19 protein-coding genes and 1 tRNA gene are annotated in these 24,830 nt (G+C 44.5%); 18 read left to right on the forward strand and 2 right to left on the reverse strand.

Annotation, left to right across the window (positions count from 1 at the left end):
• The first annotated feature begins 605 nt into the window (after positions 1 to 605).
• From HMPREF9140_RS00470 to HMPREF9140_RS00550, 16 genes are all read left to right on the forward strand, one after another.
• Positions 606 to 1,421, forward strand: coding sequence for a glycerol acyltransferase (locus HMPREF9140_RS00470; RefSeq protein ID WP_018572355.1), 816 nt, complete (start codon positions 606 to 608; stop codon positions 1,419 to 1,421).
• 51 nt (positions 1,422 to 1,472) lie between these two features.
• Complete coding sequence (locus HMPREF9140_RS00475) at positions 1,473 to 2,465, forward strand: GNAT family N-acetyltransferase (protein ID WP_006950978.1); 993 nt, start codon at positions 1,473 to 1,475, stop codon at positions 2,463 to 2,465.
• Between the two features lie 35 nt (positions 2,466 to 2,500).
• On the forward strand, positions 2,501 to 3,829 hold the full coding sequence (miaB, locus tag HMPREF9140_RS00480; protein ID WP_006950979.1) for a tRNA (N6-isopentenyl adenosine(37)-C2)-methylthiotransferase MiaB: 1,329 nt from the start codon (positions 2,501 to 2,503) through the stop codon (positions 3,827 to 3,829).
• 17 nt (positions 3,830 to 3,846) lie between these two features.
• Complete coding sequence (locus HMPREF9140_RS00485; protein ID WP_006950981.1) at positions 3,847 to 5,694, forward strand: ABC transporter ATP-binding protein; 1,848 nt, start codon at positions 3,847 to 3,849, stop codon at positions 5,692 to 5,694.
• A gap of 33 nt (positions 5,695 to 5,727) precedes the next feature.
• Entirely contained in the window at positions 5,728 to 7,716 is a 1,989-nt protein-coding gene (locus HMPREF9140_RS00490; protein ID WP_006950982.1) for an LTA synthase family protein, read from the forward strand.
• Positions 7,713 to 8,669, forward strand: a complete 957-nt coding sequence (locus HMPREF9140_RS00495) for a lysophospholipid acyltransferase family protein (RefSeq protein ID WP_006950984.1) — start codon at positions 7,713 to 7,715, stop codon at positions 8,667 to 8,669. The genes HMPREF9140_RS00490 and HMPREF9140_RS00495 overlap by 4 nt, the downstream gene beginning before the upstream one ends.
• A 2-nt stretch (positions 8,670 to 8,671) precedes the next feature.
• Positions 8,672 to 9,574 carry a glycosyltransferase family 2 protein gene (locus tag HMPREF9140_RS00500; RefSeq protein ID WP_006950986.1) on the forward strand — a complete coding sequence of 301 codons (903 nt, stop codon included), beginning with the start codon at positions 8,672 to 8,674 and terminating at the stop codon, positions 9,572 to 9,574.
• Positions 9,575 to 9,581: 7 nt separating this feature from the next.
• Positions 9,582 to 10,376: a DUF5672 family protein gene (locus HMPREF9140_RS00505; protein ID WP_006950988.1), complete on the forward strand. Its 795-nt coding sequence runs from the start codon at positions 9,582 to 9,584 to the stop codon at positions 10,374 to 10,376.
• A gap of 385 nt (positions 10,377 to 10,761) precedes the next feature.
• Positions 10,762 to 11,883 carry a tetratricopeptide repeat protein gene (locus HMPREF9140_RS00515; RefSeq protein ID WP_006950989.1) on the forward strand — a complete coding sequence of 374 codons (1,122 nt, stop codon included), beginning with the start codon at positions 10,762 to 10,764 and terminating at the stop codon, positions 11,881 to 11,883.
• Positions 11,880 to 13,085, forward strand: coding sequence for a tetratricopeptide repeat protein (locus HMPREF9140_RS00520; RefSeq protein WP_006950991.1), 1,206 nt, complete (start codon positions 11,880 to 11,882; stop codon positions 13,083 to 13,085). The genes HMPREF9140_RS00515 and HMPREF9140_RS00520 overlap by 4 nt, the downstream gene beginning before the upstream one ends.
• The gene (locus tag HMPREF9140_RS00525) at positions 13,072 to 14,388 is read left to right on the forward strand and encodes a DEAD/DEAH box helicase (protein ID WP_006950993.1); all 1,317 of its coding nucleotides are present in this window, start codon (positions 13,072 to 13,074) and stop codon (positions 14,386 to 14,388) included. Before HMPREF9140_RS00520 ends, HMPREF9140_RS00525 begins: the two co-directional genes overlap by 14 nt.
• 198 nt (positions 14,389 to 14,586) lie before the next feature.
• The gene (gene serC, locus HMPREF9140_RS00530) at positions 14,587 to 15,654 is read left to right on the forward strand and encodes a 3-phosphoserine/phosphohydroxythreonine transaminase (protein ID WP_006950995.1); all 1,068 of its coding nucleotides are present in this window, start codon (positions 14,587 to 14,589) and stop codon (positions 15,652 to 15,654) included.
• Positions 15,655 to 15,726: 72 nt separating this feature from the next.
• Positions 15,727 to 16,644 (forward strand): NAD(P)-dependent oxidoreductase, encoded by a 918-nt coding sequence (locus HMPREF9140_RS00535; RefSeq protein WP_006950997.1) that lies wholly within the window; start codon positions 15,727 to 15,729, stop codon positions 16,642 to 16,644.
• Between the two features lie 107 nt (positions 16,645 to 16,751).
• Positions 16,752 to 17,999 carry a DUF1015 domain-containing protein gene (locus HMPREF9140_RS00540; RefSeq protein ID WP_006950999.1) on the forward strand — a complete coding sequence of 416 codons (1,248 nt, stop codon included), beginning with the start codon at positions 16,752 to 16,754 and terminating at the stop codon, positions 17,997 to 17,999.
• A 206-nt stretch (positions 18,000 to 18,205) separates the two neighbouring features.
• Positions 18,206 to 18,799, forward strand: coding sequence for an IMPACT family protein (locus HMPREF9140_RS00545; protein ID WP_006951006.1), 594 nt, complete (start codon positions 18,206 to 18,208; stop codon positions 18,797 to 18,799).
• 8 nt (positions 18,800 to 18,807) lie between these two features.
• On the forward strand, positions 18,808 to 19,260 hold the full coding sequence (locus HMPREF9140_RS00550; RefSeq protein ID WP_006951009.1) for a nucleoside deaminase: 453 nt from the start codon (positions 18,808 to 18,810) through the stop codon (positions 19,258 to 19,260).
• 63 nt (positions 19,261 to 19,323) lie between these two features.
• Here HMPREF9140_RS00550 and HMPREF9140_RS00555 read toward each other — a convergent pair whose 3' ends face one another.
• Positions 19,324 to 21,147 carry a M6 family metalloprotease domain-containing protein gene (locus tag HMPREF9140_RS00555; RefSeq protein ID WP_006951011.1) on the reverse strand — a complete coding sequence of 608 codons (1,824 nt, stop codon included), beginning with the start codon at positions 21,145 to 21,147 and terminating at the stop codon, positions 19,324 to 19,326.
• Between the two features lie 584 nt (positions 21,148 to 21,731).
• On the opposite strand from HMPREF9140_RS00555, the gene HMPREF9140_RS00560 reads away from it, so the two are divergent.
• A complete protein-coding gene (locus HMPREF9140_RS00560; protein ID WP_006951012.1) occupies positions 21,732 to 22,595 on the forward strand; it encodes a DUF6261 family protein in 864 nt (287 codons plus the stop codon).
• A 126-nt stretch (positions 22,596 to 22,721) separates the two neighbouring features.
• Here HMPREF9140_RS00560 and HMPREF9140_RS00565 read toward each other — a convergent pair.
• Positions 22,722 to 22,795, reverse strand: a tRNA-Met gene (locus HMPREF9140_RS00565).
• A gap of 125 nt (positions 22,796 to 22,920) precedes the next feature.
• On the opposite strand from HMPREF9140_RS00565, the gene HMPREF9140_RS00570 reads away from it, so the two are divergent.
• Entirely contained in the window at positions 22,921 to 24,825 is a 1,905-nt protein-coding gene (locus HMPREF9140_RS00570) for an LptF/LptG family permease (protein ID WP_025073357.1), read from the forward strand.
• Positions 24,826 to 24,830: the final 5 nt, after the last annotated feature.

Raw genomic sequence — 24,830 nt, forward strand, 5'->3', positions numbered from 1 at the left:
ATTAAGGCATTTTATAATGTAATATGTCAATTAGATTAACTGAAAAACTAATTATAGGATATAAAATATTCATTATTCTAATTGCTAAGCTAATTTAATAAATTAATTCTTCGATTACACTAATTGAATAATCAATGAATAGATTACAGACTATAATTACACTAAATGAATAGTTAGTGAATTTTCTTAGTCCCATCGTAACGTATTCCGGCAGGGTGCGAGCAGACTTGAGTCTTGTCGTAAAGTACGCCAGCAGCAAGAAAGGTTTCTGACTCCCTTCGTAGAGTGCGTCGTCAGCAAAACAAGGCTTTTAAGTCTTGGCGTAATGTTCGGCGTGGGCCGGAAACGAGTTTAAGTCCCGAAATAATGTACGCCGGCACCAAAAATGGTTTCGTGGCTCCTGGCGTAACATATTCCGGCACCAAAATACTTTCTGACTCCGGGAATGTCCACACTGATGCGGTCTTATCGACCGAGGAGGCGGTTCGGCATGATGCAGACAGTTCGTAAGTTGGGGTTACGGAACATTTTTGTAGGCCTAAAAGCCTAATTGAAAAGGTTTAGCTACTTTTGCGCATCGCAAATTGCAATGAAGGTTGAGCCGGATGGAAAAGACAATTGATATAGACAAAATTCTAGCAAGCAAAATGGGCACGAAAATAAAATACGTGCCCAATTTTGCGATTAATTGGCTACGACGCATAGCGCACGAAGACGAAGTAAACGGCTTTTTGTGGGATAATCGCGAAGTATATGGAACCCAGTGGCTGGAATCGTGCATCAAGTATCTGAAGATTAACCTCGACGTTGTGGGCATGGAAAATCTGCCCGACAAAAACGATGGAAAACTATACACCTTCGTTTCAAACCATCCGCTGGGCGGGCAAGATGGGGTGGCGCTGGGAGCTATCATCGGGAAACGATACGACGATAACTTCCGGTATCTGGTGAACGACCTGCTGATGAATCTTCCCGGATTGAAACCACTTTGCATAGGCATAAACACAACCGGAAAAAAGGGGCGCGACTTTCCACAGATAGTCGAAGCCGGATTTCAGAGCAATAACCACATTCTGATGTTCCCGGCCGGACTGAATAGTAGGAAAATCAATGGCGAAATTCGCGACCTGCCATGGAAGAAAACCTTCATAAGCAAAAGCGTGGAATATAAACGAGACGTGGTTCCGATTCATTTCAGTGGTCGAAATTCAGATCGCTTCTATCGCATTGCGCATTTCAGTGACAAGTACATCAAAAAGGTGAATGTGGCCATGCTATTCCTAGTCGACGAGATGTATAGAAACGTTGGAAAAACTTTCAAAATAACCATCGGTAAACCCATTCCCTGGCAAACATTCGACAATAGCAAGACACCCACACAGTGGGCCGAATTTGTGAAACAATACGTATATAAACTCTGAAGAGAAAACCCCGGCAGCCCCATAACATCATAGAGAACCTCAATAGAAAAGATGGAAGAAGAGATAATCAAACCCGTTAGCAGGGAACTTCTGCAGAAAGAACTTACGGAGGATAAGTTGCTTCGTGCTACAAATAAAAGCCACAACGATATATACGTTATATCGGCACACAACGCACCGAACGTAATGACCGAAATTGGGCGATTGCGCGAACTGGCCTTCCGTGCTGCCGGAGGAGGAACCGGTAAGGCGGCCGATATCGACGAATTCGACACAATGCCCGGATGCTGCAAACAACTCATCGTGTGGAATCCCGAAGCAGAAGAAATTATCGGAGGCTACAGATATCTCTTTGGAAGCGATTGGCAGCTTGATGCCAACGGACAACCGCTGCTCGCAACAAGTCACATGTTCCACTTCTCGGATAAATTCTTGAAAGACTATGCACCCTATACCGTTGAACTCGGGCGCTCGTTTGTGTCGCTGGAATATCAAAACGTGAGGAAAAATTCCAAAAGCATATTTGCACTCGATAATCTGTGGGACGGGCTGGGAGCACTGACGGTTATGAATCCGCAATGCAAATATTTCTTCGGGAAGATGACAATGTATCCGTCATACATTCGCCGGGGGCGCGACATGATTCTCTACTTCCTCAAAAAACATTTCGACGATAAGGATAATCTCATTATCCCCATCAAACCGCTGCAGCTCGAAACTCCCGAGTCTGAATTTGAAGCACTGTTCAACGAAACCGATTTCAAAGAAGACTATAAGATTCTTAATCGCGAAATTCGCAGGCTCGGATTCAATATCCCTCCTCTGGTGAATGCATATATGAATCTTTCGCCAACTATGAAACTCTTTGGCACCGCAATAAACTATGGCTTCGGCGACGTTGAGGAAACCGGCATCCTGATAGCCGTGGACGAAATATTCGAAGAGAAACGTATACGACACATCGAAAGCTTCGCGCAAGACCATCCGGAAGCACTCAACTTTACAAGCGGAGCAAACAATGTAATCTATAGGGAACGTCGCTAACGGTATATTCTCATCAATTGATAAATGGAAAATAAATGAAGAAACTCTACATCGAAACTTATGGATGCCAGATGAATGTTGCCGATTCGGAAGTGGTTGCTTCCGTGATGAAAATGGCCGGATATGACATTTGCGAAAACGAAAACGAGGCCGACGCAATATTCCTCAACACGTGCTCCATACGCGAAAATGCAGAGAATAAAATATACAATCGACTTGATACGCTACATGCCGAAAGAAAAAAAGGACGCGAACTGATTCTAGGTGTCCTTGGCTGTATGGCCGAAAGAGTGCGCGACGACCTTATCCAAAATCATAATGTGAATCTTGTGTGCGGACCAGATTCCTATCTGAATCTGCCCGATATGATTGCACAATGCGAAAACGGGCATAACGCACTCGACATCGAACTGTCGACAACCGAAACCTATCGAGATGTAATCCCACAAAGAATCGGTGGTAATCGCGTATCGGGTTTTGTGAGCATAATGCGTGGCTGCAACAATTTCTGCCACTATTGTATTGTGCCTTTCACGCGTGGCAGGGAGCGGTCGCGCGACGTGGATAGCATTCTGCGCGAGGTTGCCGACCTCCAGGAAAAGGGTTTCAAAGAAGTGACGTTGCTGGGACAGAACGTAAACTCCTACGGACTGCTGCCCAATGGCAAGCGTCCGGAAAATGGAACTTCGTTTGCCGAATTGCTCACGATTGTGGCACGGAGCGTGCCTGAGATGCGGGTGCGCTTCACCACTTCAAATCCCGAGGATATGACCGAAGATATCCTGCACGCCGTGGCTGCCGAACCGAATCTCTGTAACCACATTCATTTTCCGGCACAGAGCGGCAGCGATAAGGTGCTGCGACTGATGAACAGGAAATATACCCGTGAAGATTATCTTCGGAAAGTTGAAGCCATACGGCGAATTATTCCCGATTGCGGTTTGACAACCGACCTTTTCGTGGGCTATCACGATGAAACTGAGGCCGACCAGGAGCTAACGCTTTCATTGATGCGTGAGGTGCGGTTCGATTCGGCTTTTATGTTTAAATATTCCGAGCGGCCTGGAACTTATGCTGCTAAGCATATGCCCGATAACGTACCCGAAGAGGAGAAAGTGCGCCGACTAAACGAACTCATTGCTCTGCAAACCGAAATATCGGCCGAACGCAATAAAGCCGATGAGGGTAGGGAGTTCGACATCCTGATAGAGCGTTTCGGTAAGCGTAGCAAGGAGCAGCTCATGGGACGCACGCAGCAAAATAAGGCCGTAGTCATTCCGCGTGGAAAGCATCACATCGGGCAAACCGTCAAGGTGAGAATAATCGGTTCGACTTCTGCTACGTTGCTGGGCGAAAGCATATAGAATAGCTAAAGTTTAGTATGAAAGATTTCATAAAAGTTTTGCTTAGATTCGTTCCGCCCTACAAACGATATTTGGTTATGGCAGTAGTGTTCAACATCCTCTCGGCATTGTTGAACATCTTTTCTTTTGCAACGCTCATTCCGATGCTGCAAATACTGTTTAAGGTCGATTCGGGTAAAGTCGCAACTCGATTGATGGAGTGGAACGAAGGCTCTTTGAGAGACGTCCTGGCCAATAATGCCGACTACTACACGCAGTTCTACGCCAACGCTTGGGGAGCCTCGACTCTTCTGCTAGTTATCGGACTGGCTTTGGCTTTTATGACTTTCCTTAAAACGGGAGCCTATTTTCTTTCCTCGGCGTCGATAACCCCAATCAGAACAGGTGTGGTGCGTGATATTCGTAACCAACTCTTTCAGAAAATAACCTCGCTCTCGCTGGGGTTTTTCAGTGAAGAACGCAAGGGCGATATCATTGCTCGAATGAGCGGTGACGTGCAGGAAATCGATAGCTCGATTATGTCCTCAATTGATATGCTCTTCAAGAATCCCATTCTCATTCTGATTTATTTCGTCACGTTGATTATTATTTCTTGGCAGCTCACACTTTTTACACTCATTTTCGTACCGATTTTCGGCTGGTTTATGGGTTTCGTGGGGCGAAAACTCAAGCAACATAGCATTAAAGCACAGTCGTTGTGGAGCGACACAATGAGTCAGGTTGAAGAAACGCTCGGTGGTTTGCGGGTTATAAAAGCCTTCTGTGCCGAGGGACTTATGAACGGGCGATTCAATAAAGTGAACTCCCAATATCGTGATGACATCATGCGAGTGAACATAAGGCAGCAGCTTGCCCACCCGATGAGTGAATTTCTGGGCACTGTGATGATTGTTGTTGTATTGTGGTTCGGCGGAACGTTGGTGCTCAGTCAGAATCCAGTGATTAGCGGTCCCACCTTTATATATTATCTTGTGATTCTCTACAGTATCCTCAATCCGCTGAAAGAGTTTTCGCGTGCAAGCTATAATATCCCCAAAGGTCTAGCATCGATGGAGCGTGTTGACAAGATTCTTCAGGCCGAAGTGGCAATCTGTGAGCCAGAGAAACCTATACACATCAAAACATTCGAACATGAAATTGAGTTTCGCAATGTGAGTTTCGCTTATGCCGACGAGAAAACAGAGCATCTGCATTGGGTTCTAAAAGATATAAACCTGGTGATTCCAAAAGGTAAAACCGTTGCACTCGTAGGACAAAGCGGAAGCGGAAAGTCGACGCTACTTGACTTGATTCCGCGCTACTATGATGTGCAACGCGGCGAGGTTCTTATTGATGGAATAAACGTTAAGAACCTTGGAGTGCACGATCTCCGCCAGCTTATTGGTAACGTGAATCAGGAAGCAATTCTTTTCAACGACAGTTTCAGAAACAATATCTCGTTCGGTGTAAAAGCAAATGACTCCGACATTCAAGAGGCTGCGAAAATTGCCAATGCTCACGAGTTCATTATGCAGAGCGAGAGAGGATACGACACCAATATCGGCGACCGTGGGGGGAAACTTTCAGGTGGTCAGCGTCAACGTGTGAGTATTGCTCGCGCTATATTGAAAAATCCACCAATACTGATTCTCGACGAAGCTACATCGGCTCTAGACACCGAAAGTGAACGCCTTGTACAGGATGCGCTCTACAAACTCATGAAGACTCGCACAACCATTGCCGTGGCCCACCGCCTCTCGACCATCAAGAACTCTGACGAAATATGCGTTCTGCATGAAGGTCGAATCGTTGAACGTGGCACTCACGACGAACTTATGGAGATAGCGGGATATTACAAGAAACTGCATGACATGCAGGAGATTTAATTACGACCAAACACTTTTCAACATAAACAAGTGATGAGAAAAGAAAAAAGCAAAAGCGTTGTAGACTTATCATTTCAGCCGATGATTGCTGTAGTGATGAACATTTTGCTGGTCTACATTATATATTTCATTGCTCGTGTGGCTTTCCTACTTGAGAATTATAGTCTTCTTGGGGGGCACTCACTCACAATTCGCCATTTGTCCGAACTGTTTAGTGGTGCGCTAATGTTCGATTCCAGTGCAATTGTCTACACCAACTCCCTTTACATCGTGATGATGTTATTGCCCGTTTGGTTCAAAGAGTTCGATGGCTATCACAAGCTCTGCCGATTGGTGTTCGTGATTGTGAACAGTGTTTGCTTGGCTACAAATCTTGCAGATTCGGTTTATTTCCCTTACACGCTTCGGAGAACAACTACAACCGTGTTTCATGAGTTCGGAAACGAAACCAACTTGTTGCGTATCGTTGGTACAGAGCTTTTCAGACATTGGTATCTTGTGTTGCTTTTTGCTGTTTTAGTGTGGCTTATGTGGAAGCTTTACAGAACACCGCGTTCGAAGGTTTATAATTTCCTCCGGGCATCCCATCGGTTAATCTATACCGGTATTCAATTCCTTGCGCTTGCCGTGGCTACTTTGCTCGGCGTAGCAGGTGCTCGAGGTGGTTTGCAAAGTGGTGTACGCCCTATAACCATAAGCAACGCCAATCAATTTGTGGAGCGTCCCGTTGAATGTGGGCTCGTTTTGAACACACCGTTTGCTCTTATACGAACAATCGGGAAGAATGTTTATGTGGTGCCGAGTTATTATCCCGACTTGCAGTCGGCCTCCAAAGTATTTAACCCAGTTGTTAGGAGTCTGAAACCAACGGTCAAAAATAAAAAGAACATTGTTATCCTGATTGTCGAGAGTTTCGGACGCGAATATATTGGTGCCCTGAATAAAGATCTAGAAGGCGGGCACTACAAAGGTTATACCCCAAACGTAGACAGTCTGATAGCTCGTAGTTGCGTGTTTAGTCACTCGTTTGCAAACGGGCACAAAAGCATAGATGGTATGCCATCCGTGTTGTGCAGCATTCCAATGTTCGTAGAGCCATTTGTGCTAACACCTGCATCTATGAATACCTACACCGGACTGCCTGGACTTCTGAAAGACTGGGGATATTCAACAGCATTTTTCCATGGGGCTAATCGCGGCTCTATGGGTTTTCTGGCATTTTCTAAAAAGATAGGCTTTCAGAATTATTACGGTAGGCAGGATTATGCCTCCGATAAACGATTCGGAGGCGACGACGACTTTGACGGTAATTGGGGAATATGGGACGAACCCTTTCTACAATTCTTCTGTGCGAAGATGAATCGTATGCGACAGCCTTTCATGACGGCACTATTCACTGTTTCGAGTCATCACCCGTTTGTGATACCCGACAAATACAAGAATATCTACACTGAAGGAGAGCTGCCCATTCACAAGTGCATTCGCTATACAGACATGGCCATTGGCAAGTTTTTCCAGTCGGCCCGCAAACAGTCTTGGTTTCGTAACACGATATTCATCATCACCAGCGACCACACAAACCAAAGTAATCACGCCGAGTATAAAACCGGAATAGGCGAATTCAGTGCGCCCGTCATAATCTATGATCCCTCGGCAACGACGGTCAAACCTGGAATGCGTGATGCCGTGGCCCAGCAAATCGATATCATGCCAACCGTTCTCGATATAATTGGTTACGACAAACCATATCTAGCATTCGGATGCGATGTATTAAAAACACCTGCCAGTCAAACTTATGCATTGAGCTATCTAAATGGGATTTATCAATACGTGAAATATGGGTACACTCTCCAGTTCGACGGTCAGAAGGTTGTTGGTATATATTCTCTTGCCGACCGACTCATGCAGCACAACCTTTATGGGCACGTTGCTGTTCAATCAAAGATGGAATGCGAACTCAAAGCCATAATTCAACAGTACATGTATCGCATGGTCAACGATAAACTCATGCCTGAATCATGAATGCAATCTATCGTTTGGTCTACGTCTTAGCCTATGGATTCTGGTACGTTATGTCCTTGCTTCCACTAGAGGTGCTCTATTTTCTTTCCGATGTATTGTATTTCCTCGTGGCCCACGTTGTGAAATATCGTCACAGAATAATTTCGACTAACATCCGAAGTAGTTTTCCCGACCGAACCGACGATGAGGTTCGCCAAATAGAACTCGATTTCTATCATTGGTTCTGCGACTATCTCGTAGAGACTCTGAAACTAATGACAATCAAACCAGCCCAAATACAGAGGCGTATGCGATTCGAAGGTATGGAACGGCTCAATAGAACGCTTGAGAGCGGACAATCGTGTGCCATATATCTCGGCCACTATTGCAACTGGGAATGGATGTCCTCATTGCCCTATTGGACTCCGAAACAGATTGCATGTTGCGAGCTTTATCATCCTTTGGAGAACGAATATTTCGATCGCCTTTTCAAATTCGTTCGCGAAAGGCACAATTCAATCTGCATTCCAATGCGGGATGCCCTTCGAAAAATCGTTGAATTCAAAAACAACAATCAAACAATTGTTCTGGGTTATATTGCCGACCAAGTTCCCATGTGGAACAATATCTATCATTGGCTCGACTTTCTCAATCACGACACACCCGTACTAACCGGAGCTGAACGTATTGCGCGAAAGAATAACCAAGCATGTTTCTATGGCGACTTGCGGAGAATACGGCGGGGCTATTATGTTTGCGAAATGAAACCCATAACCCTCACTCCAAACGAAATGCCCCAGTGGGGAATAACCGACGCCTATTTCAGAATGCTCGAACAAACCATCAAACGGCAACCAGAACTGTGGTTGTGGAGTCACAACAGGTGGAAAAGAAGTCATGAAGATTTCGATCGTGAGTGGGAAGTGAGAGACGGTCGTGTAGTTAAGCGTAAAATAAACCCTGACACAAACTAAGAATGAAAATAACAGCTGTAGTAGTCACATATAACCGGTGTGAGCTACTTAAAAAAGGAATTGAAAGCCTGCGTCGGCAGAAAAGGCTCGAGGAAATAATTGTGGTCAATAATGGAAGTATCGACGGAACCGCGGATTGGCTCTCCTGTCAATCAGACCTGAAAGTTATAACCCAGGAAAATGTGGGCGGAAGTGGCGGATTCTACACAGGAATAAAAGCTGCCTATGATGATGGTGCCGATTGGATTTGGTGTATGGACGATGATGTTTTTCCGCGGCCCGACAGTCTTGACCATCTCCTCGATGAAGCGCAAAAGTACTCCTATGAACAGATAGGTATTCTCAGTCCGCGACGTATTATGGATGACAAGGTGTTCACCCATGAATTTCGACGCTACGACTTCTCGAATCCCGTTGGCAGTATGCACGCCATGAAACTCACAGGAGACGAAACTAAGCCTACTGAAATCGTTGGATGCGATTTCGAGGGACCATTAATTTCAAGAGCAGTCGTCAGCAAAATCGGTCTCCCGAACAAGGATTTATTCATCTTCTGCGACGATACCGACTATTGTTTGCGCGCTCATCTTGCCGGATTCACCCTTGTCTACGTGCCCGACGCCGTCATGGATAAGCATAAATTTTTCTCGGGTGACTCGTGGACTGAGCGTAACCGCAAAAAAAAGTGGAAACGCTACTATCAGGTGCGAAACGAAGCTTATATGAATCATCATTACGGGCGGAATTGGGCTGTGCGTTATCTACGTTCGTGGATAGGTGCGATGGGGTATGTTGTTCCGGCCATAATCACAATGCCTTTCACCCGCGCATGGCAACCGAAAGACCTCATGATGCTTCACCGCGCGTATTACGACGGAATTAACGAACAATTAGGAAAAAGATGACATACAAATGACAACACATCTCGTAAAGACAATCATTCCCATCTATCGTGCCCAGCTGCATCCCGAGGAGCAGGCTGCTCTGCAAAACAATCTCGCCTTGCTCGATGGTATTCCTGCCGCATTCATCAAGCCCGAAAGTCTCGATATAAGCGAGCTTGCCAGGCAATATCCTCAAGTTGAAGTGATAAACGTGAGCGACAATTGGCTCGGTTCGGAGCTCGGGGTGAGAGGTTACAACGACATGATGACTTCGGCCCGATTCTATGAATTGTTTGCCGATTGCGAATACATTTTCATCTGTCACGTTGACGCATGGCTCTTCAGAAACGAGGTCGAGCAGTGGTGCCGTAAAGGGTATGACCTTGTGGCTGCGCATTGGCCAACCCGACCGCGCTACAAGCGATTCCCGCTCAAGCAATACATCCAACTTAAGATTCGCCTCAAGCCTGCATGGAAAAATCTCCACTGCCAGATGTTCGGAAAGATTGGCAACGGTGGTTTATGTTTGCGCAAAGTTGAAACGTTCCGCAACCACTGTTTGCGATATGCCGGCGAGATTGAACGCTACAAGCAGATGGGCCTCACGAGTCCGATGTACAACGAGGATATTTTCTGGGCCTTTGTTCCAAGTCTGCGTGTGCCTACGATAGAAGAGGTTCTCACCTTCGCTTTCGACCTCAAACCCACGATTTCCTACAAGCTCAACCGTAATCGTCTGCCGATGGGCTGCCACGGATTCAATAAAAACTCGCGCATTCCTTTCTGGAGTCGGTTTATACCGTGTATCCAGTCGGTACAGTGATTCTCTGTCCGCTCGGCCGCGCATGGGAATTTTGTTTTTCGCCCGCTGGCACTCTGTGGCTCAAAAACAATTTTGCATTTCGTCCGCCGACACTCTGTGGTGCAAAAACAATTTTGCATTTCGCCCGCTGGCACTCTGTGGTGCAAAAACAATTTTGCATTTCGCCCGCCGACACTCTGTGGCCCAAAAACAATTTTGTTTTTCGTCCGCTGGCACTCTGTGACGCAAAAACAATTTTGTTTTTCGCCCGCTGGCACTCTGTGGCTCAAAAACAATTTTGTATTTCGTCCGCCGACACTTGCTGACAAGAATCGTAGAGATAAAAATCATAAAAAACCGAGCGAGCTCAAGAACGAATTGCTCCGCTCATAAAGAATTGATAGAAATGAACATAAAACACATTGTTCTTCTGGGAGCGCTCCTCCTTACGGGCATAGAACATGTCTCGGCGCAGGAAGACAATTTCCGTAAGGCCGACGAAATGAATCGGCTGGCCGAATCAGCCTATGCCCGAACGAAACGAACGACGCATAAAGATTCGCTCGAGATATATCGAGCCGTAGTAGATGGAGTGAAATTCACCCTGAAATGCGATGAATACGACCGTTTACCCAATCAGAATAAACTCATCGAACCGCGTTTCGAAAATGAAAATGCAAAGCGTATCCAGACTCTCTACCCACGGTTGATTGATGCCGGACTGTATCTCCTCAAAGGACCTTATACGCATCTCGAGGGAATGGAAACAATGAAGTTCTATCTTGCATCGCGAAACAATCGACTACTTGCTGATATGCCCGACGAGAGCGGACTGGCAGCCTATAATCTGGCCTACTACAACCTGAAAGCGCGCAATCTGAAAGACGCCAACGAGTATGCCGACATGGCTATGCAATACGACGAAACTGCACTCGGAGCGGCCGAAATTAAGGCCCAGTGCATGAGTCGGGAAATGGTAACTGCCAACGATTCGCTGCGCTATCTGGCGGTAATCAAGAAACTCTATGAAACCGACCCGACGAACAAAACCTATTTCTCGTGGATTATGCGCTTCTATCAGCATCCAACACCCAGATTCAACCTCGAAGATTTTGTCGACAAGCAACTCGAGGAAAATTTCGGCTCGGTCATACCCTGGATTCTCAAAGGCGAAATTGCCATGAACGCCAGACGGTGGGATGAAGCCATCGAAGCCTATAAGCAGGCCGACGAAATCGACCCGAACATCATTCCCGTGATATTCAACATCGGCGTGAGCCTTAATCAGAAAGGTGTCGAGATTCGTAAGGCCGTCGTGGCACGTCGTAAGAAAGGGCAAAAGGCGTCGAACAAAGAATTCCTCGATATTTTCATCCAAGCCCGAACATATTTGGAACGTGTCAGGGCTAAAGACCCGCGACGCAATAAAGTGGATTGGGTTGAACCGCTCTACATGGACTACATCATATTGAACGAAAAGACAAAAGCGGCCGAACTGGAGCCGTTGGTTAGCAAATTCAAAAAATGAGATTGCGAAAGTTATTCATAATACTCATCTTCGGCTGTATGTCGCTAGCCGGCATGGCCCAGAAAAAGCAGATGTCGGCAGTGCGCGAACAGCTCAAAACCGGTAAAGACCTCAAGAAGGCCGAGTCTTCGTTGCGCGAGCTTCTGAAAGATTCGGTAAACCGCGAAAACAAAAAAATATGGCTTCTGCTATGCGAAGTTTTGACAAAGCAATATGAAATAGGAAATGAGAAACTCTATCTGAAACAAAAATACGACACAGCACAGTTCTTCTCGCTCACACGCAGAATATACGAAACAATGCAGTCGTTTGACTCGCTCGACGCCCGACCCGACGCTCGTGGTATATCGCAGCCGAAGTTCCGCTATAAACACGCAGAATTTCTTAATTCCATAAGACCGAATCTTTTCAACGGTGGAACATATTTCATCCATAGAAAGGATTATGTCACGGCCTACGACCTATTCGACATCTATATCGAAAGCATCAAACAGCCGCTCCTGTCCTGGATTAACTACGGGAAACACGACGCGCTGATGCCTCATGCAGCCTACTGGACAATGTATTGCGGTTACAAAATTAACGACGCTCGGAAAATCACAAAGCACATGAAACTGGCCGAGCGTGACTCGTCAATGCTTAACTTCGTAAGGCAATACGAGGCTGATGCGTTCTTACTCGAAAAGGATACAGCAAATTATATTAGGGCACTGCGCGCAGGATTCGAACAATATCCCAACTTCGCGTATTTCTTTCCCCGACTTCTGGAATATTATTCCAAAATCGGCGAGCGCGACTCGGCAATGATGATTATTGACCGCGCACTGGAGGCCGACTCAACAAGCGTACTTTTTCGCTTTTCGAAAAGTACCGCACTGCTCAACATCGGACGATATGCCGAGAGCATTGACATCTGCAAACAACTCATTAGCGAAAACAAGGACTTCGCCGAGGGTTATTACAACATCGGACTGGCTTATTTCAACCAGGCCGTTGAACTCGATAAGGTTCAGCAATCGCGCTCGAAGAGAGCTCGGATAAATGAACTTTACGCAAAGGCACAACCTTATATTGAACGCTATCGCGAATTTGCACCCGAGAAAAAAGACAAATGGTTGCCGGTACTCTATACCATATACTTGAGTCTAAACAAAGGCAAAGAATTCGACGAAATAGAAAAGATTAGAAATGGAACAAGGTGAAATAATACGACGATTGGGTATTGAGCCGAACGCAATGCAGAAAGAAACAACGGCAGCTATTAGTCGAACTAATAAAGACGTTGTGGTGCTATCGCCCACCGGATCGGGAAAAACTCTGGCTTATCTTATACCATTGGTAGAGAAATTGCGAGCCGACGTTGAAGAACTGCAAGCCGTGGTTCTGGTCCCGGGAAGAGAACTGGCGATACAGTCGAACGAAGTGATGAAGAGTCTCGGCAGCAGATTGAAAAGTATGGCGCTCTATGGCGGTCGAGCCACGATGGACGAGCATCGTCTGCTTCGGAAGCTCAATCCGCAAATAGTCTTCGCAACTCCAGGTAGACTGAACGATCATCTTGACAAACAGAATCTGTCTGCTAAATCGGTTGAATATCTTGTGATAGATGAGTTCGATAAATGCTTAGAAATGGGCTTTCGAGACGAGATGATTCGTCTAGTTGGGAAACTCAACGCAGTTAAACGTCGCATTCTGCTTTCGGCAACCGAATCGGAGATAATTCCGCGGTTCGTGAATATGCAACATATCGAACGGATAGATTATAGAAAGGAAAATAAACAACTCGATAATCGGTTATCGTTCTTCCAAATAAACAGCCCTGAAAAAGATAAACTTCCTACTCTGCGGAATCTTCTTTTAACTCTTGGAGAACAAAGTAGCATCGTGTTCCTGAATTATCGTGACGCCGTAGAACGAACCGCCACCTTCTTATGCGAACAAGGATTCGCCGTTTCGATGTTCCATGGTGGACTGGAACAGAGCTACCGCGAAGCAGCTCTATATAAATTCTCCAATGGAGCGGCCAATATCATGGTGAGTACGAATCTGGGAGCTCGGGGACTGGACATTCCCGATGTCGAAAATATCATAAATTATCATATCCCCGAAAATGAAGAAGAATATGTGCATCGAATCGGACGCACCGCAAGATGGAATAAAACCGGAAATGCTTTCTTCATACTCAACCATGAGGAGCAAATGCCTGAATATGTTCGGGAGGAAATGCAGGAATATTCTTTCCCCGTAGAACTGCCGAAACCTGCGCTGGCAAGAATGGTTATCCTATATATCGGAAAAGGCAAGAAAGATAATATTTCGAAAGGTGATGTCCTTGGCTTCCTATGCAAGAAAGGAGGACTTAACTCGTCGGATGTCGGAAGGATAGATGTCAAGGAACGATACACATATGCAGCAGTTAATTGTTCGAAACTGTCGCAAGTTCTCAGACTTACTAAAGGTGAGAAAATAAAAGGTATAAATACCTTAGTGGAAGAGGTCGTGTGAGCCTTTTACACAAACTGCCATGTTTCTCTGTTTGTCCGTGATTATCTGTCTTTTCTGTCATATTTTGTACGCTGAAAAACATGTATAAATATTTGCAGGGACGAAATATAAGGAGTAATTTCGCGTCCGTCAGTTCATGAACTGGCAATGTTAGTTTTCCTGACTATAAACCAGATATTAACTTAAATACAATTTCAAATGAAGAAGTACAATTTTAATGCAGGTCCATGTATGCTTCCACGTGAAGTGATTGAAAACACTGCAAATCAAATCTTGGATTTCAACGGTAGTGGTCTATCCTTGGCAGAAATCAGCCACAGAGCAAAAGACTTTCAACCAGTAGTTGATGAGACTGTAGCCTTGGTGAAAGAAGTTCTGGACGTTCCAGAAGGTTATTCTGTAATTTTCCTTGGAGGTGGAGCATCTCTCCAGTTCTGCATGGCCCCAATGAACTTCCTAAAAAAGAAGGCCGGTTACGTAAATACCGGTGTTTGGGCAAAGAAAGCAATGAAGGAAGCAAAACTGTTTGGTGAAGTAGTAGAGGTCGCATCTTCTGCTGCCGATAACTTCACTTACATTCCGAAGAACTACAATATTCCAACAGATATTGACTATCTGCATATAACAAGCAACAACACTATCTATGGTACTGAAATGCACAAAGATTTGGATGCACCAGTTCGCATGATTGGTGACATGTCATCAGATATCTTTAGTCGTCCGGTTGATGTTGCTAAGTACGACTGCATATACGCAGGGGCACAGAAGAACCTTTCAATGGCCGGTGTTACAATCGTTATCGTAAAGGACGAAGCTCTTGGAAAAGTTGACCGTCCTCTGCCGACAATGCTCGACTACCGCACACACGTTTCCAAGGGTTCGATGTTTAACACTCCTCCTGTTGTACCAATCTACACAGCAATGGAAAATCTGCGCTGGGTTAAAGCTAATGGCGGAGTTGAAGCTATGGCTAAGATTGCTAAGCAGCGTGCTGATATGCTCTACGGAGAAATCGACCGTAACAAGTTGTTCCGCGGTACTGTTAAGGAAGAAGATCGTTCTTACATGAATATCTGTTTCGTAATGAACGACGAGTACACTGAACTGCAACAAGAATTCTTTGATTTTGCTACTTCCAAAGGTATGGTCGGCATAAAGGGACACCGCGATGTTGGTGGTTTCCGTGCCAGCTGCTACAATGCACAGACCATCGAAGGCGTTCAGGCACTTATTGACGCAATGAAAGAATTCGAAGCAAAGCACTAAATTCATAATCAATACATGGAGTCTATATGGGATTGAAAAACCATATAGGCTCCTCTTAATTCCATAAATAACATGAAAGTTTTAATTGCAACCGAAAAGCCTTTTGCTCCCGCAGCCGTTGAAGACATAAAGAAAGAACTGGCAACAGCCGGTCACGAAATCGTATTGCTGGAGAAATACACCGATAATGCACAGCTTCTGGAAGCTGTGAAGGATGCTGACGCAATGATTGTTCGTTCAGACAAAATAACTCCAGCAGTACTTGACTCAGCAAAGAATCTGAAAATTGTTGTACGTGCTGGAGCCGGATACGACTCTATCGATACTGCTTATGCTAAAGAAAAGAATGTTGTTGTTGAGAATACCCCAGGTCAAAACTCCAACGCCGTAGCCGAATTGGTTATGGGAATGCTTGTATATGCCGTTCGCAATTTCTACAACGGTAAAGCTGGTTCTGAACTCAAAGGTAAGCGTCTAGGTATTCTTGCTTTTGGAAATGTTGGACGTAATGTAGCTCGCATTGCCAAAGGATTTGGTATGGAAGTTTCTGCCTATGATGCATTTTGCCCGGCCGATGTTATAGAACAGGCTGGTGTTCGCGCGGTTAAGTCGCAAGACGAACTCTTCCAAACCAACGACATCATTTCTCTACACATCCCGGCAACTCCTGAGACAATTAAGAGTATCGATTACAGAACTGTGAATCAGATGCCAAAAGAAGGTATCCTTGTGAACACCGCACGTAAGGAAGTGGTTAACGAAGAAGAATTGGTTAAGCTTATGTCGGAACGTAAAGACCTCAAGTTCATCACTGATATCAAGCCTGACCTTGATGAGGAATTTAAGAAGTTCGAAGGCCGCTACTTCTCTACCCCGAAGAAGATGGGCGCCCAGACAGCCGAGGCTAACTCGAATGCTGGTATTGCAGCTGCAAAACAAATAAATTCGTTCTTTGCAGAAGGCGACACCAGATTCCAAGTGAACAAATAAGAAATCTCCAATTGAATAGTAATTGTTTAGAAGAGCGGGATGAGAAGAACAAAAGCATATTCTCATCCCGCATATTTAGAATATTCACCAACTAGTTATTTTATACTATGGCAACAATAAAACCTTTCAAAGGTATTCGCCCCCCGAAAAACTTGGTTGAGCAAGTAGAAAGCCGTCCCTACGACGTTCTTGATTCAGATGAAGCACGTGTAGAAGCTGGTACAAACGAAAAGAGTCTTTATCACATCATCAAGCCCGAAATCAATTTTGAAGAAGGCACAAGTGAATACGATCCACGCGTTTATGAAAGTGCAGCTGAACATTTCCAGATGTTCCAAGATAAAGGATGGCTCGTACAGGATGATAAGGAACAATATTATATCTATGCGCAAACTATGAATGGCCGTACACAATACGGTTTAGTTGTAGGTGCATTCGTGAATGACTACATGACCGGAGTTATTAAAAAGCACGAACTCACACGCCGCGATAAGGAAGAAGACCGTATGAAACATGTTCGTGTATGTAATGCTAACATCGAACCGGTATTCTTCGCTTATCCTGACAACAAAACACTCAACGACCTTCTGAATCATTACGCAACAATGAAGCCCGAATACGATTTCATTGCCCCCATCGATGGTTTCAGACACCAATTCTGGGTTGTTTCTGATGAAAAAGACATCAAAACTATCACGGAAGAATTTGCTAAGATGCCCAGTCTCTACATTGCTGACGGACATCATCGCTCGGCTGCAGCTGCACTCGTTGGAGCAGAAAAAGCAAAGCAGAATCCCAATCATAAGGGCAACGAAGAGTATAACTACTTCATGGCCGTGTGCTTCCAGGCTAGCCAGCTCACTATTCTCGACTACAACCGTGTTGTGAAAGATCTCAACGGGATGTCGAGCGCCGAATTCCTGAAAGCACTCGAAAAGAACTTCGTTGTTGAAGCTAAAGGCACAAATGAATATCATCCGAAACAACTCCATGAGTTCTCCCTATATCTCGATGGCCAATGGTATAGCCTCACCGCAAAACCGGGAACCTACAACGATGCGGACCCCATTGGAGTGCTTGATGTTGATATCTCCAGCCGACTCATTCTCGATGAACTGATGGGTATCACCGACCTCCGCTCTGATAAACGTATTGATTTCGTTGGCGGACTGCGCGGGCTCTCCGAACTGAAGCGTCGTGTTGATAGTGGAGAAATGCGTTGGGCACTCGCCCTCTATCCTGTTTCGATGCAGCAAATCATGGACATTGCCGACAGTGGAAAAATAATGCCGCCTAAGGCTACATGGTTCGAGCCGAAACTACGCTCAGGTCTGATTATTCACAAGCTAGACTAAAGAAAGCGTAACATCCTTTCCAGCAAGGCGATAGCACCTTTCTGTAAAAGCGATAGTACCTTTCTGTAAAAGCGATAGTACCTTTCAGCAAAAACGATAGTACTTTTCGGCAAAAACGATAGTACTTTTTCATGAAAACGATAGTACTTTTTGCCCAAAACGATAGTACCTTTTTTTGAAGAAGATAAGACAAGGTTGAAATGTAAATGACCGACTCCTATCAAACTATAAAAGAGACAAGCATAGGCGAGGGATTCTATTCCAACAAGCGGAGTAAGTTCCTCGCCTTTGCACACCATGTCGAAACCACTGACGAAATCTCAGTCATCCTGAAAAACTACAAGAAACGATTCTATGATGCTCGCCATTGTTGCTATGCTTACCGAATTGGTACCGGCTATGATATGCAATTCCGATTCAATGACGACGGTGAACCCTCTTCAACTGCCGGTAAACCTATCTACGGGCAAATTCAAAGCAGTAAACTAACCGACATCCTCGTTTGCGTTGTCAGATACTACGGCGGTATAAACCTCGGCACCGGCGGTCTGATAACAGCCTACAAGACTGCCGCCTCCTTAGCTATCGCTAACTCCATTATTGAAGAGCGATTCATCGAAGAACGTATAATCTATACATTTGCTTACCCCATTCTGAACGACGTTATGAGAATCGTCAAGGAAATGAATCCGAAAATAATTAACCAGCAATTCGACAATACTTGTGAAATCACCCTGTCTATTCGTCAAACCAAAGCTCACGAATTACGAGACCGGCTAAACAAACTCTCCTTTAAATAAACCTGAACATGAATATAGAGCAACTAAAGAGTAAAGACGAATACTATATGCGACTCGCCCTACTTGAAGCTGAAACTGCTTATACAGAGGGCGAGATTCCCGTGGGAGCTGTTATTGTGTGCCGTGACAGAATCATTGCACGGGCGCATAACCTAACCGAAACTCTGCACGATGTAACAGCTCATGCCGAGATGCAGGTCATAACTATGGCGGCTAATGAAATCGGAGGAAAGTATTTGCAAGACTGTACCCTGTATGTTACTCTTGAGCCTTGTATTATGTGTGCCGGAGCCATTGGTTGGGCGCAGCTAGGCAGAGTTGTTTACGGATGTGCCGACGAGCGTCGGGGCTTTAGCGTACATGCTCCGCAAGCCCTTCATCCCAAAGCTTCGGTTGTATCGGGAATATTGGAGAACGAGTGCAGAAACATTATGCTTCGTTTTTTCAGAGAGAAAAGATAGATACACAAAAAAAACTGGTGTGTCTCGAAAAACACACCAGCTCCTAATCTAAAAATTAATCCTTTATTTAACGATGACTTTCTTTCCGTTTTGGATGTAAACACCCTTTTGAAGACCATCCAGTGAAGTTCCGACGTATTGTCCGTTTATGTTATAAACTCGGTTGTCGGTTGTCTGATCAGCTTCAGTATTCACATCGGCTATTCCATCCGTAACGTCTTCCCAGGCCTTTGTACCCTTCATCCACACGAAGTCGCAAACTCCACCGCGCTTCTTCATTCTAGTCAGTCCTCCTGTAAACATGTTTTGAGGCTGTGTATGGAATTTGAGTTCAGGTGTAGTTGTAGTTGTGAACTCGGTGTTCCTACCCACTCCGAACAAGTCGCCTGCAACGCCCGATGGGTTGAGATAGGTGTGACCATTGTTATGAGTATAACGATTGTTGGGGTCGTTGTCGGCAATTACCGGGGTGAAGCATTGAATACCTTTACCAGTATTGACGGTATTGCTTGTCCAGCGACTTTTCACGAAATAGAGATGAGTAACGAGTAAGCCGCCGCCATACGATGAGCCGAGGTAGTTGGCTAGTCCACGATCCCATTTGATTCCTGCATAGCGATTCTCGATGAGGAAACATTCGTTGGGGTTGTCGGGGTTTTTTATCTGATAAACCTCTCCGCCTGCAGCTACTGATTTGAGACCTGTAACCTTACAAGGTTTTTCGGGGTCGAGCACACGATAGTCTATCCAGCCACAGAAGTTGCGCTCATAGCCGGTGTATGCGGGTGGAACGAATCCGTTGCCGTTATACGGACCTTGGTCCATAATGTCCCAGATGTACATGCCGTAGTTGGTGTTCTTGTTTCCCGAGTTGCCTGATGTGTCGTAGAAGTCGGGCAAGCCCAGGCAGTGTGAGAATTCGTGGCAGAGTGTTCCCAGTCCGTCCAAGGTTGCACCGGATGTTCCCTGAAGCTCACAACCGCAGGCATAGGTATTTACGCGTTTACCGTCGACCTTAATGGTTTGATCATAAATCATTCCAAACTCATTCCTGTAACCCAGAGTACTCTCGTGAGGCCAAATTGTATATGACGGGGCGCCCGATGCTTGGCCGTAACCTGCATAGACAACGTAAACCTGGTCAACGAATCCATCGTTATCCCAGTCGTAGATGGTGAAATCTACTCCCGAATTGTCGGCAGCCTTTACAGCCTCTTTGATTAGCTCACGCACGTTTGCGTCGTTGTTGTCACCATAATAGGCCATATTTTTTGAGGCCTTGAATGGGCCGGCAACATCGAAAGTGAGCGAGAGCTTTCCGTTGCTGCAATCATAGAAATAATCGTGAACCGAGCCAACTGCTCCGTTTTTGGAATAACCTTTTACGTTGCACATTTCTTCGAATTCCTGTTTAGGATTCGTAAGTGTGAAATCGTTGTCTGCAAATGAAATGAGAATCACAAGACCTTTTCTTTCTCCGTTCAGATTGGGGTTGGGGGTTCCGATTCCCATAGGGGTAACTCTTGAGCGGGGATGATTCTCGACAACTGCACGACTGTAAGCCTTTTGCAAACCTTCGTTTTGGTCGCCTAATTTCTTCAAAGCAGAAACTTCCTTAGCTGAACGTACTGTAACGTCGTGTGCTAGAATGTCCGACGCAATGACTCCGTTTTCAGAAGCTGTTGCATAGACATAGCTTCCATTGACTTCAACCACCGGAACATAGTCGGTGGTTACATAATAGTGAAGATGCTCGTCACCGACAAGCATCAGCTGCATCTCCGAGCCGTCGCTCTGTTGAATGGTGCGCCATACTCTTTTTGCAGGCACAGCAAGGGCTGTTATCGAAACGAAAAGCCATAGTGCCAATAGTAATCCTTTTCTCATAATTCTTTATTTTAAGATTGTTTCCGCAAAGGTAATACTCTTAGAATGAAGTCCCAAGGGTAATGTCTGGCATTTATGTTAATGTAGGTTCAATGCAAGGAGCACGTTAGGGTAGCTTACGGGTTCAGTTCTGAGATGCCTCTAGGTGTTTTTATATACATTGTTCTTAGTATAAATGTTTTTATAGCTAAGGAATTTATAATGCCTATACTAAAAATATTTTTTCAGTATAGGCAATAATAATGCGCAGTATTAAAATAAAATATTAGTATGAGCATTATCAATGCTTATACTTAAGAGAAAAAATAAGTTAAGATATTGTCAATGCGCCTACTCAATATAAAATATAAGTTAAGGCATTATTAATGCGCTTCTTGGAAATAAAATATAAGTTAACGCATTGCCAATGCGTATTATCAAAATAAGTTTTATGTATAGGCATTATTAATGCGAGTATATAAAATATTTTTTTAGTGTCAGCATTGATAATTCTGTAGAAAAATATATCTTTACATCCGGAAAGACTTCGACAACGAGAGAGCGTTAATAGAATATTCAGATAATACTTAAAAATATCGGTGTAAATGAAGAGGTATAATTCAATTCATCCCCTGAAAATTGGGAAAGGTGGGTGCAATATGTTCGAAAATCCGTTACATGCGCAGTTTCAAAAGGCACAGTATGCCCTGGTTAGTGAGATTGGGGCGGCAAAACTCGATATGCCCGAAGAATTACTCAAAGAATGGAAGACTAACATAGACCTTGAGATTGAAATCAATAAGGAAACAAAAGAGTCGGCTCTAACTGCGAAAATGCGCGAGAAAGATAGAGAGCGCGATAGGCTGATTAGATATGTTTTCGGTGTGATAAGAACGCAAAAACTTTCGCCTGTCAAGGATATTCGTGAGGCGGCCGAGGAAATGGCGGTTGTTTTTGGACCATATAGAGGGATGCAGTCGAATTCGGCTGAAACGGAAAGTTTGCTTATTGCGGGGCTTCGTGTGGATGCCGAAAAGCATTCCGGCCATGTGAATAACCTAGGGCTTGCTTATGTGCTGAACAAACTTTATGAGGTGAACAGAGAGTTCGATGAATTGCGTACGGCTCGACGAATGTACTTGGCCGACAATAGATTGCCCAGCTCGAAGAAGATTCGTCCGAAGACCGACCGTGCCTTTTCAAGCGTTTGTTTATATGTCCAGATGGCCCATCTTCGAGCCGCATCGGAGGATGAGGAGTTGATTTCAACTCTTATTAGGCGTATGAATCGTACCTCACTCGACTTTAGGACGAGCTACAGGGAAGGTCGTGCTCAGAGAAAGAGAAGTGCAGAAGAGAAAATTATGCAGAATGATGAGTCGGCTGCCCCGATAGATGTGCCGGTAGACGATGATGATTCGTTTGAGGTTGAAAGTAGGAATGAAAATGTGGGTGAGGCAATTGAATAATGCTAGCTTAATAATATCTAAACTAGATTAGACTTTTAAGTCTTACCAAAGTGCAGAATGGTTTGTAAATATCTCTTGAGAAAAATAAAAATAGCCGATAATCAAATGACTAACGGCTATTCTTTGTAGCGGGGGTGGGACCCGAACCCACGACCTCCGGATTATGAATCCGACGCTCTAACCAGCTGAGCTATCCCGCCATGTTTTTTGAGCGCTTTCCCTTTGTAAGAAAGTGATGCAAAGGTATTGAAAAAAAATAACCCACAAAATCTTTTTGTACTTTTGCATGCAGAACGTAGTGCTGGAGCACTGTCTCATAAACCTGATGTTCCGAATTAATAAACTTGATATTTTTATTGCAAAGCAATTTGGTTTGCTGTTCACTGGGACTTTTTTCATCAGCCTTTTTGTGTTGATGATGCAGTTCTTGTGGCAGTCGGTGGACAACTTGATCGGAAAGGGGCTTTCGCTTGAGGTTATGGGACAGTTCTTTTGGTATATGGCTATGTGGATGACTGCAAAGGCTTTGCCCTTGGCGATATTGCTTTCTTCGTTGATGACTTATGGTAATTTGGGAGAGAGGTCGGAATTAACAGCAATAAAATCTGCTGGGATATCTTTGTTTCAGTCGTTTCGAGGCTTGATATTTATAACTTCTCTGATAGCCTGTGCGTCGTTTTATTTTCAGAATAATATAGGTCCGAATGCTCAAAAGAATATAGCTCAGCTAATCTATTCTATGCAACAGAAAAGTCCGGAACTGGAGATTCCGGAGGGTGTATTTTATAACAGAATTCCTCAAACGAACTTGTATGTGGAGCATAAGGATTTGGCGAGCGGACACCTTTATAATATAATGATCTATCGGATGACTGATAGTTACGAAGACCAGGCCATCATATTGGCTGATTCGGGAATGCTTCAGTCTACAGCCGAGAAGAAGCACCTTGTGCTGAATCTCTGGAGCGGCGAATGGTTTGAGAATATGCGCTCGCAGGAGTTTGGCAATAGTGCTAGTGTTCCTTATCGTCGAGAAACTTTTGCGCATAAGCGTATAATACTCGATTTCGACGCTGATTTCAACTTGGCTGATCTGGGTGGTATCGCAAGTGATGCGCGCACGAAGAGTATTGACAGGATAATACATGATAGAGACTCGTTGGTGCATGTTTACGATAGTATAGGTAGGGCTTATTATCGTGAGGTACAGTCTACTTCTTATCGTGAGGTTCCTTTTAAGAGAAAACAGTTTAGAGAGGCACGGAAGATGGCACAGTCTTTTAATCTGGACACTCTTTATAGTAAGTTGCGACCAGAGGAACGCCGGCAGATTGTAGATCAGGCACTGGCTGATGTGCAACAGGGGGTGAGCGACCTTGAATTTAAGAGTATGCTCACCAGTGATGGCGACAGGCAAATACGTCAGCATGAAATAGAGTTGATTAATAAATTCACTTTGGCACTGACTTGCATAATATTCTTTTTTATTGGTGCCCCTCTTGGAGCTATTATACGTAAAGGTGGATTGGGTGTACCTATCATTATAAGTGTTTTTGTGTTCATCATCTACTATATTCTCGATAATACGGGTTACAGAATGGCACGGCAGGGTGATTGGGCTATTTGGTTTGGTAAAGGATTATCGCCTGCGGTGCTTATTCCCACAGCAATATTCATCACCTACAAAGCCAATAACGATTCGGCAGTTTTCAATATAGATGTCTATCGAAATCTGTTTATGAGGTTATTGGGGTTGCGTAGTAAACGGCATGTGAATGGTAAGGAGGTAATCATAAACACTCCGAAATATGAGGAAAATGCCTCATTGCTTTCTCAAATGAATGTCGATATTTCTGGTTATTCGGAAGGACATAATTTGTGGCTTCCTCCGAATGTACTAGACACTTTCTTTAGGTATCAGCCTGACCATGAAATAGAACGTATCAGCAATGAGTTGGAGGAAATAATAGAAGATTTGAGCAACACAAAGAATAAGCTTATTATGTCGGAACTTAATAGATATCCGATACTTACGGTTAAGGCACACACTCGTCCGTTTGAACATAAGTGGCTGAATATCGTCTCTGCTATAATTATTCCGGCTGGACTATTTTTCTACATTAGGATGTGGATGTTTAGGATACGTCTCTACAGAGATCTGAAAATTATAACAGCGACTAACGAGACTATAATAAATGAGATAAGAAAAAATAGAAACGGTTTAGACTAAAAGTA

Origin of the sequence: Prevotella micans F0438 (assembly GCF_000243035.1) — a bacterium.
Lineage (GTDB): Bacteria > Bacteroidota > Bacteroidia > Bacteroidales > Bacteroidaceae > Prevotella > Prevotella micans.

Excerpts from the sequence above, each read along its gene's own strand:
- HMPREF9140_RS00470 (WP_018572355.1), top strand. The coding sequence starts at position 606 with ATGGAAAAGACAATTGATATAGACAAAATTCTAGCAAGCAAAATGGGC.
- HMPREF9140_RS00475 (WP_006950978.1), top strand. The coding sequence starts at position 1,473 with ATGGAAGAAGAGATAATCAAACCCGTTAGCAGGGAACTTCTGCAGAAA.
- miaB (WP_006950979.1), top strand. The coding sequence starts at position 2,501 with ATGAAGAAACTCTACATCGAAACTTATGGATGCCAGATGAATGTTGCC.
- HMPREF9140_RS00485 (WP_006950981.1), top strand. The coding sequence starts at position 3,847 with ATGAAAGATTTCATAAAAGTTTTGCTTAGATTCGTTCCGCCCTACAAA.
- HMPREF9140_RS00490 (WP_006950982.1), top strand. The coding sequence starts at position 5,728 with ATGAGAAAAGAAAAAAGCAAAAGCGTTGTAGACTTATCATTTCAGCCG.
- HMPREF9140_RS00495 (WP_006950984.1), top strand. The coding sequence starts at position 7,713 with ATGAATGCAATCTATCGTTTGGTCTACGTCTTAGCCTATGGATTCTGG.
- HMPREF9140_RS00500 (WP_006950986.1), top strand. The coding sequence starts at position 8,672 with ATGAAAATAACAGCTGTAGTAGTCACATATAACCGGTGTGAGCTACTT.
- HMPREF9140_RS00505 (WP_006950988.1), top strand. The coding sequence starts at position 9,582 with ATGACAACACATCTCGTAAAGACAATCATTCCCATCTATCGTGCCCAG.
- HMPREF9140_RS00515 (WP_006950989.1), top strand. The coding sequence starts at position 10,762 with ATGAACATAAAACACATTGTTCTTCTGGGAGCGCTCCTCCTTACGGGC.
- HMPREF9140_RS00520 (WP_006950991.1), top strand. The coding sequence starts at position 11,880 with ATGAGATTGCGAAAGTTATTCATAATACTCATCTTCGGCTGTATGTCG.
- HMPREF9140_RS00525 (WP_006950993.1), top strand. The coding sequence starts at position 13,072 with ATGGAACAAGGTGAAATAATACGACGATTGGGTATTGAGCCGAACGCA.
- serC (WP_006950995.1), top strand. The coding sequence starts at position 14,587 with ATGAAGAAGTACAATTTTAATGCAGGTCCATGTATGCTTCCACGTGAA.
- HMPREF9140_RS00535 (WP_006950997.1), top strand. The coding sequence starts at position 15,727 with ATGAAAGTTTTAATTGCAACCGAAAAGCCTTTTGCTCCCGCAGCCGTT.
- HMPREF9140_RS00540 (WP_006950999.1), top strand. The coding sequence starts at position 16,752 with ATGGCAACAATAAAACCTTTCAAAGGTATTCGCCCCCCGAAAAACTTG.
- HMPREF9140_RS00545 (WP_006951006.1), top strand. The coding sequence starts at position 18,206 with ATGACCGACTCCTATCAAACTATAAAAGAGACAAGCATAGGCGAGGGA.
- HMPREF9140_RS00550 (WP_006951009.1), top strand. The coding sequence starts at position 18,808 with ATGAATATAGAGCAACTAAAGAGTAAAGACGAATACTATATGCGACTC.
- HMPREF9140_RS00555 (WP_006951011.1), bottom strand. The coding sequence starts at position 21,147 with ATGAGAAAAGGATTACTATTGGCACTATGGCTTTTCGTTTCGATAACA.
- HMPREF9140_RS00560 (WP_006951012.1), top strand. The coding sequence starts at position 21,732 with ATGAAGAGGTATAATTCAATTCATCCCCTGAAAATTGGGAAAGGTGGG.
- HMPREF9140_RS00570 (WP_025073357.1), top strand. The coding sequence starts at position 22,921 with ATGTTCCGAATTAATAAACTTGATATTTTTATTGCAAAGCAATTTGGT.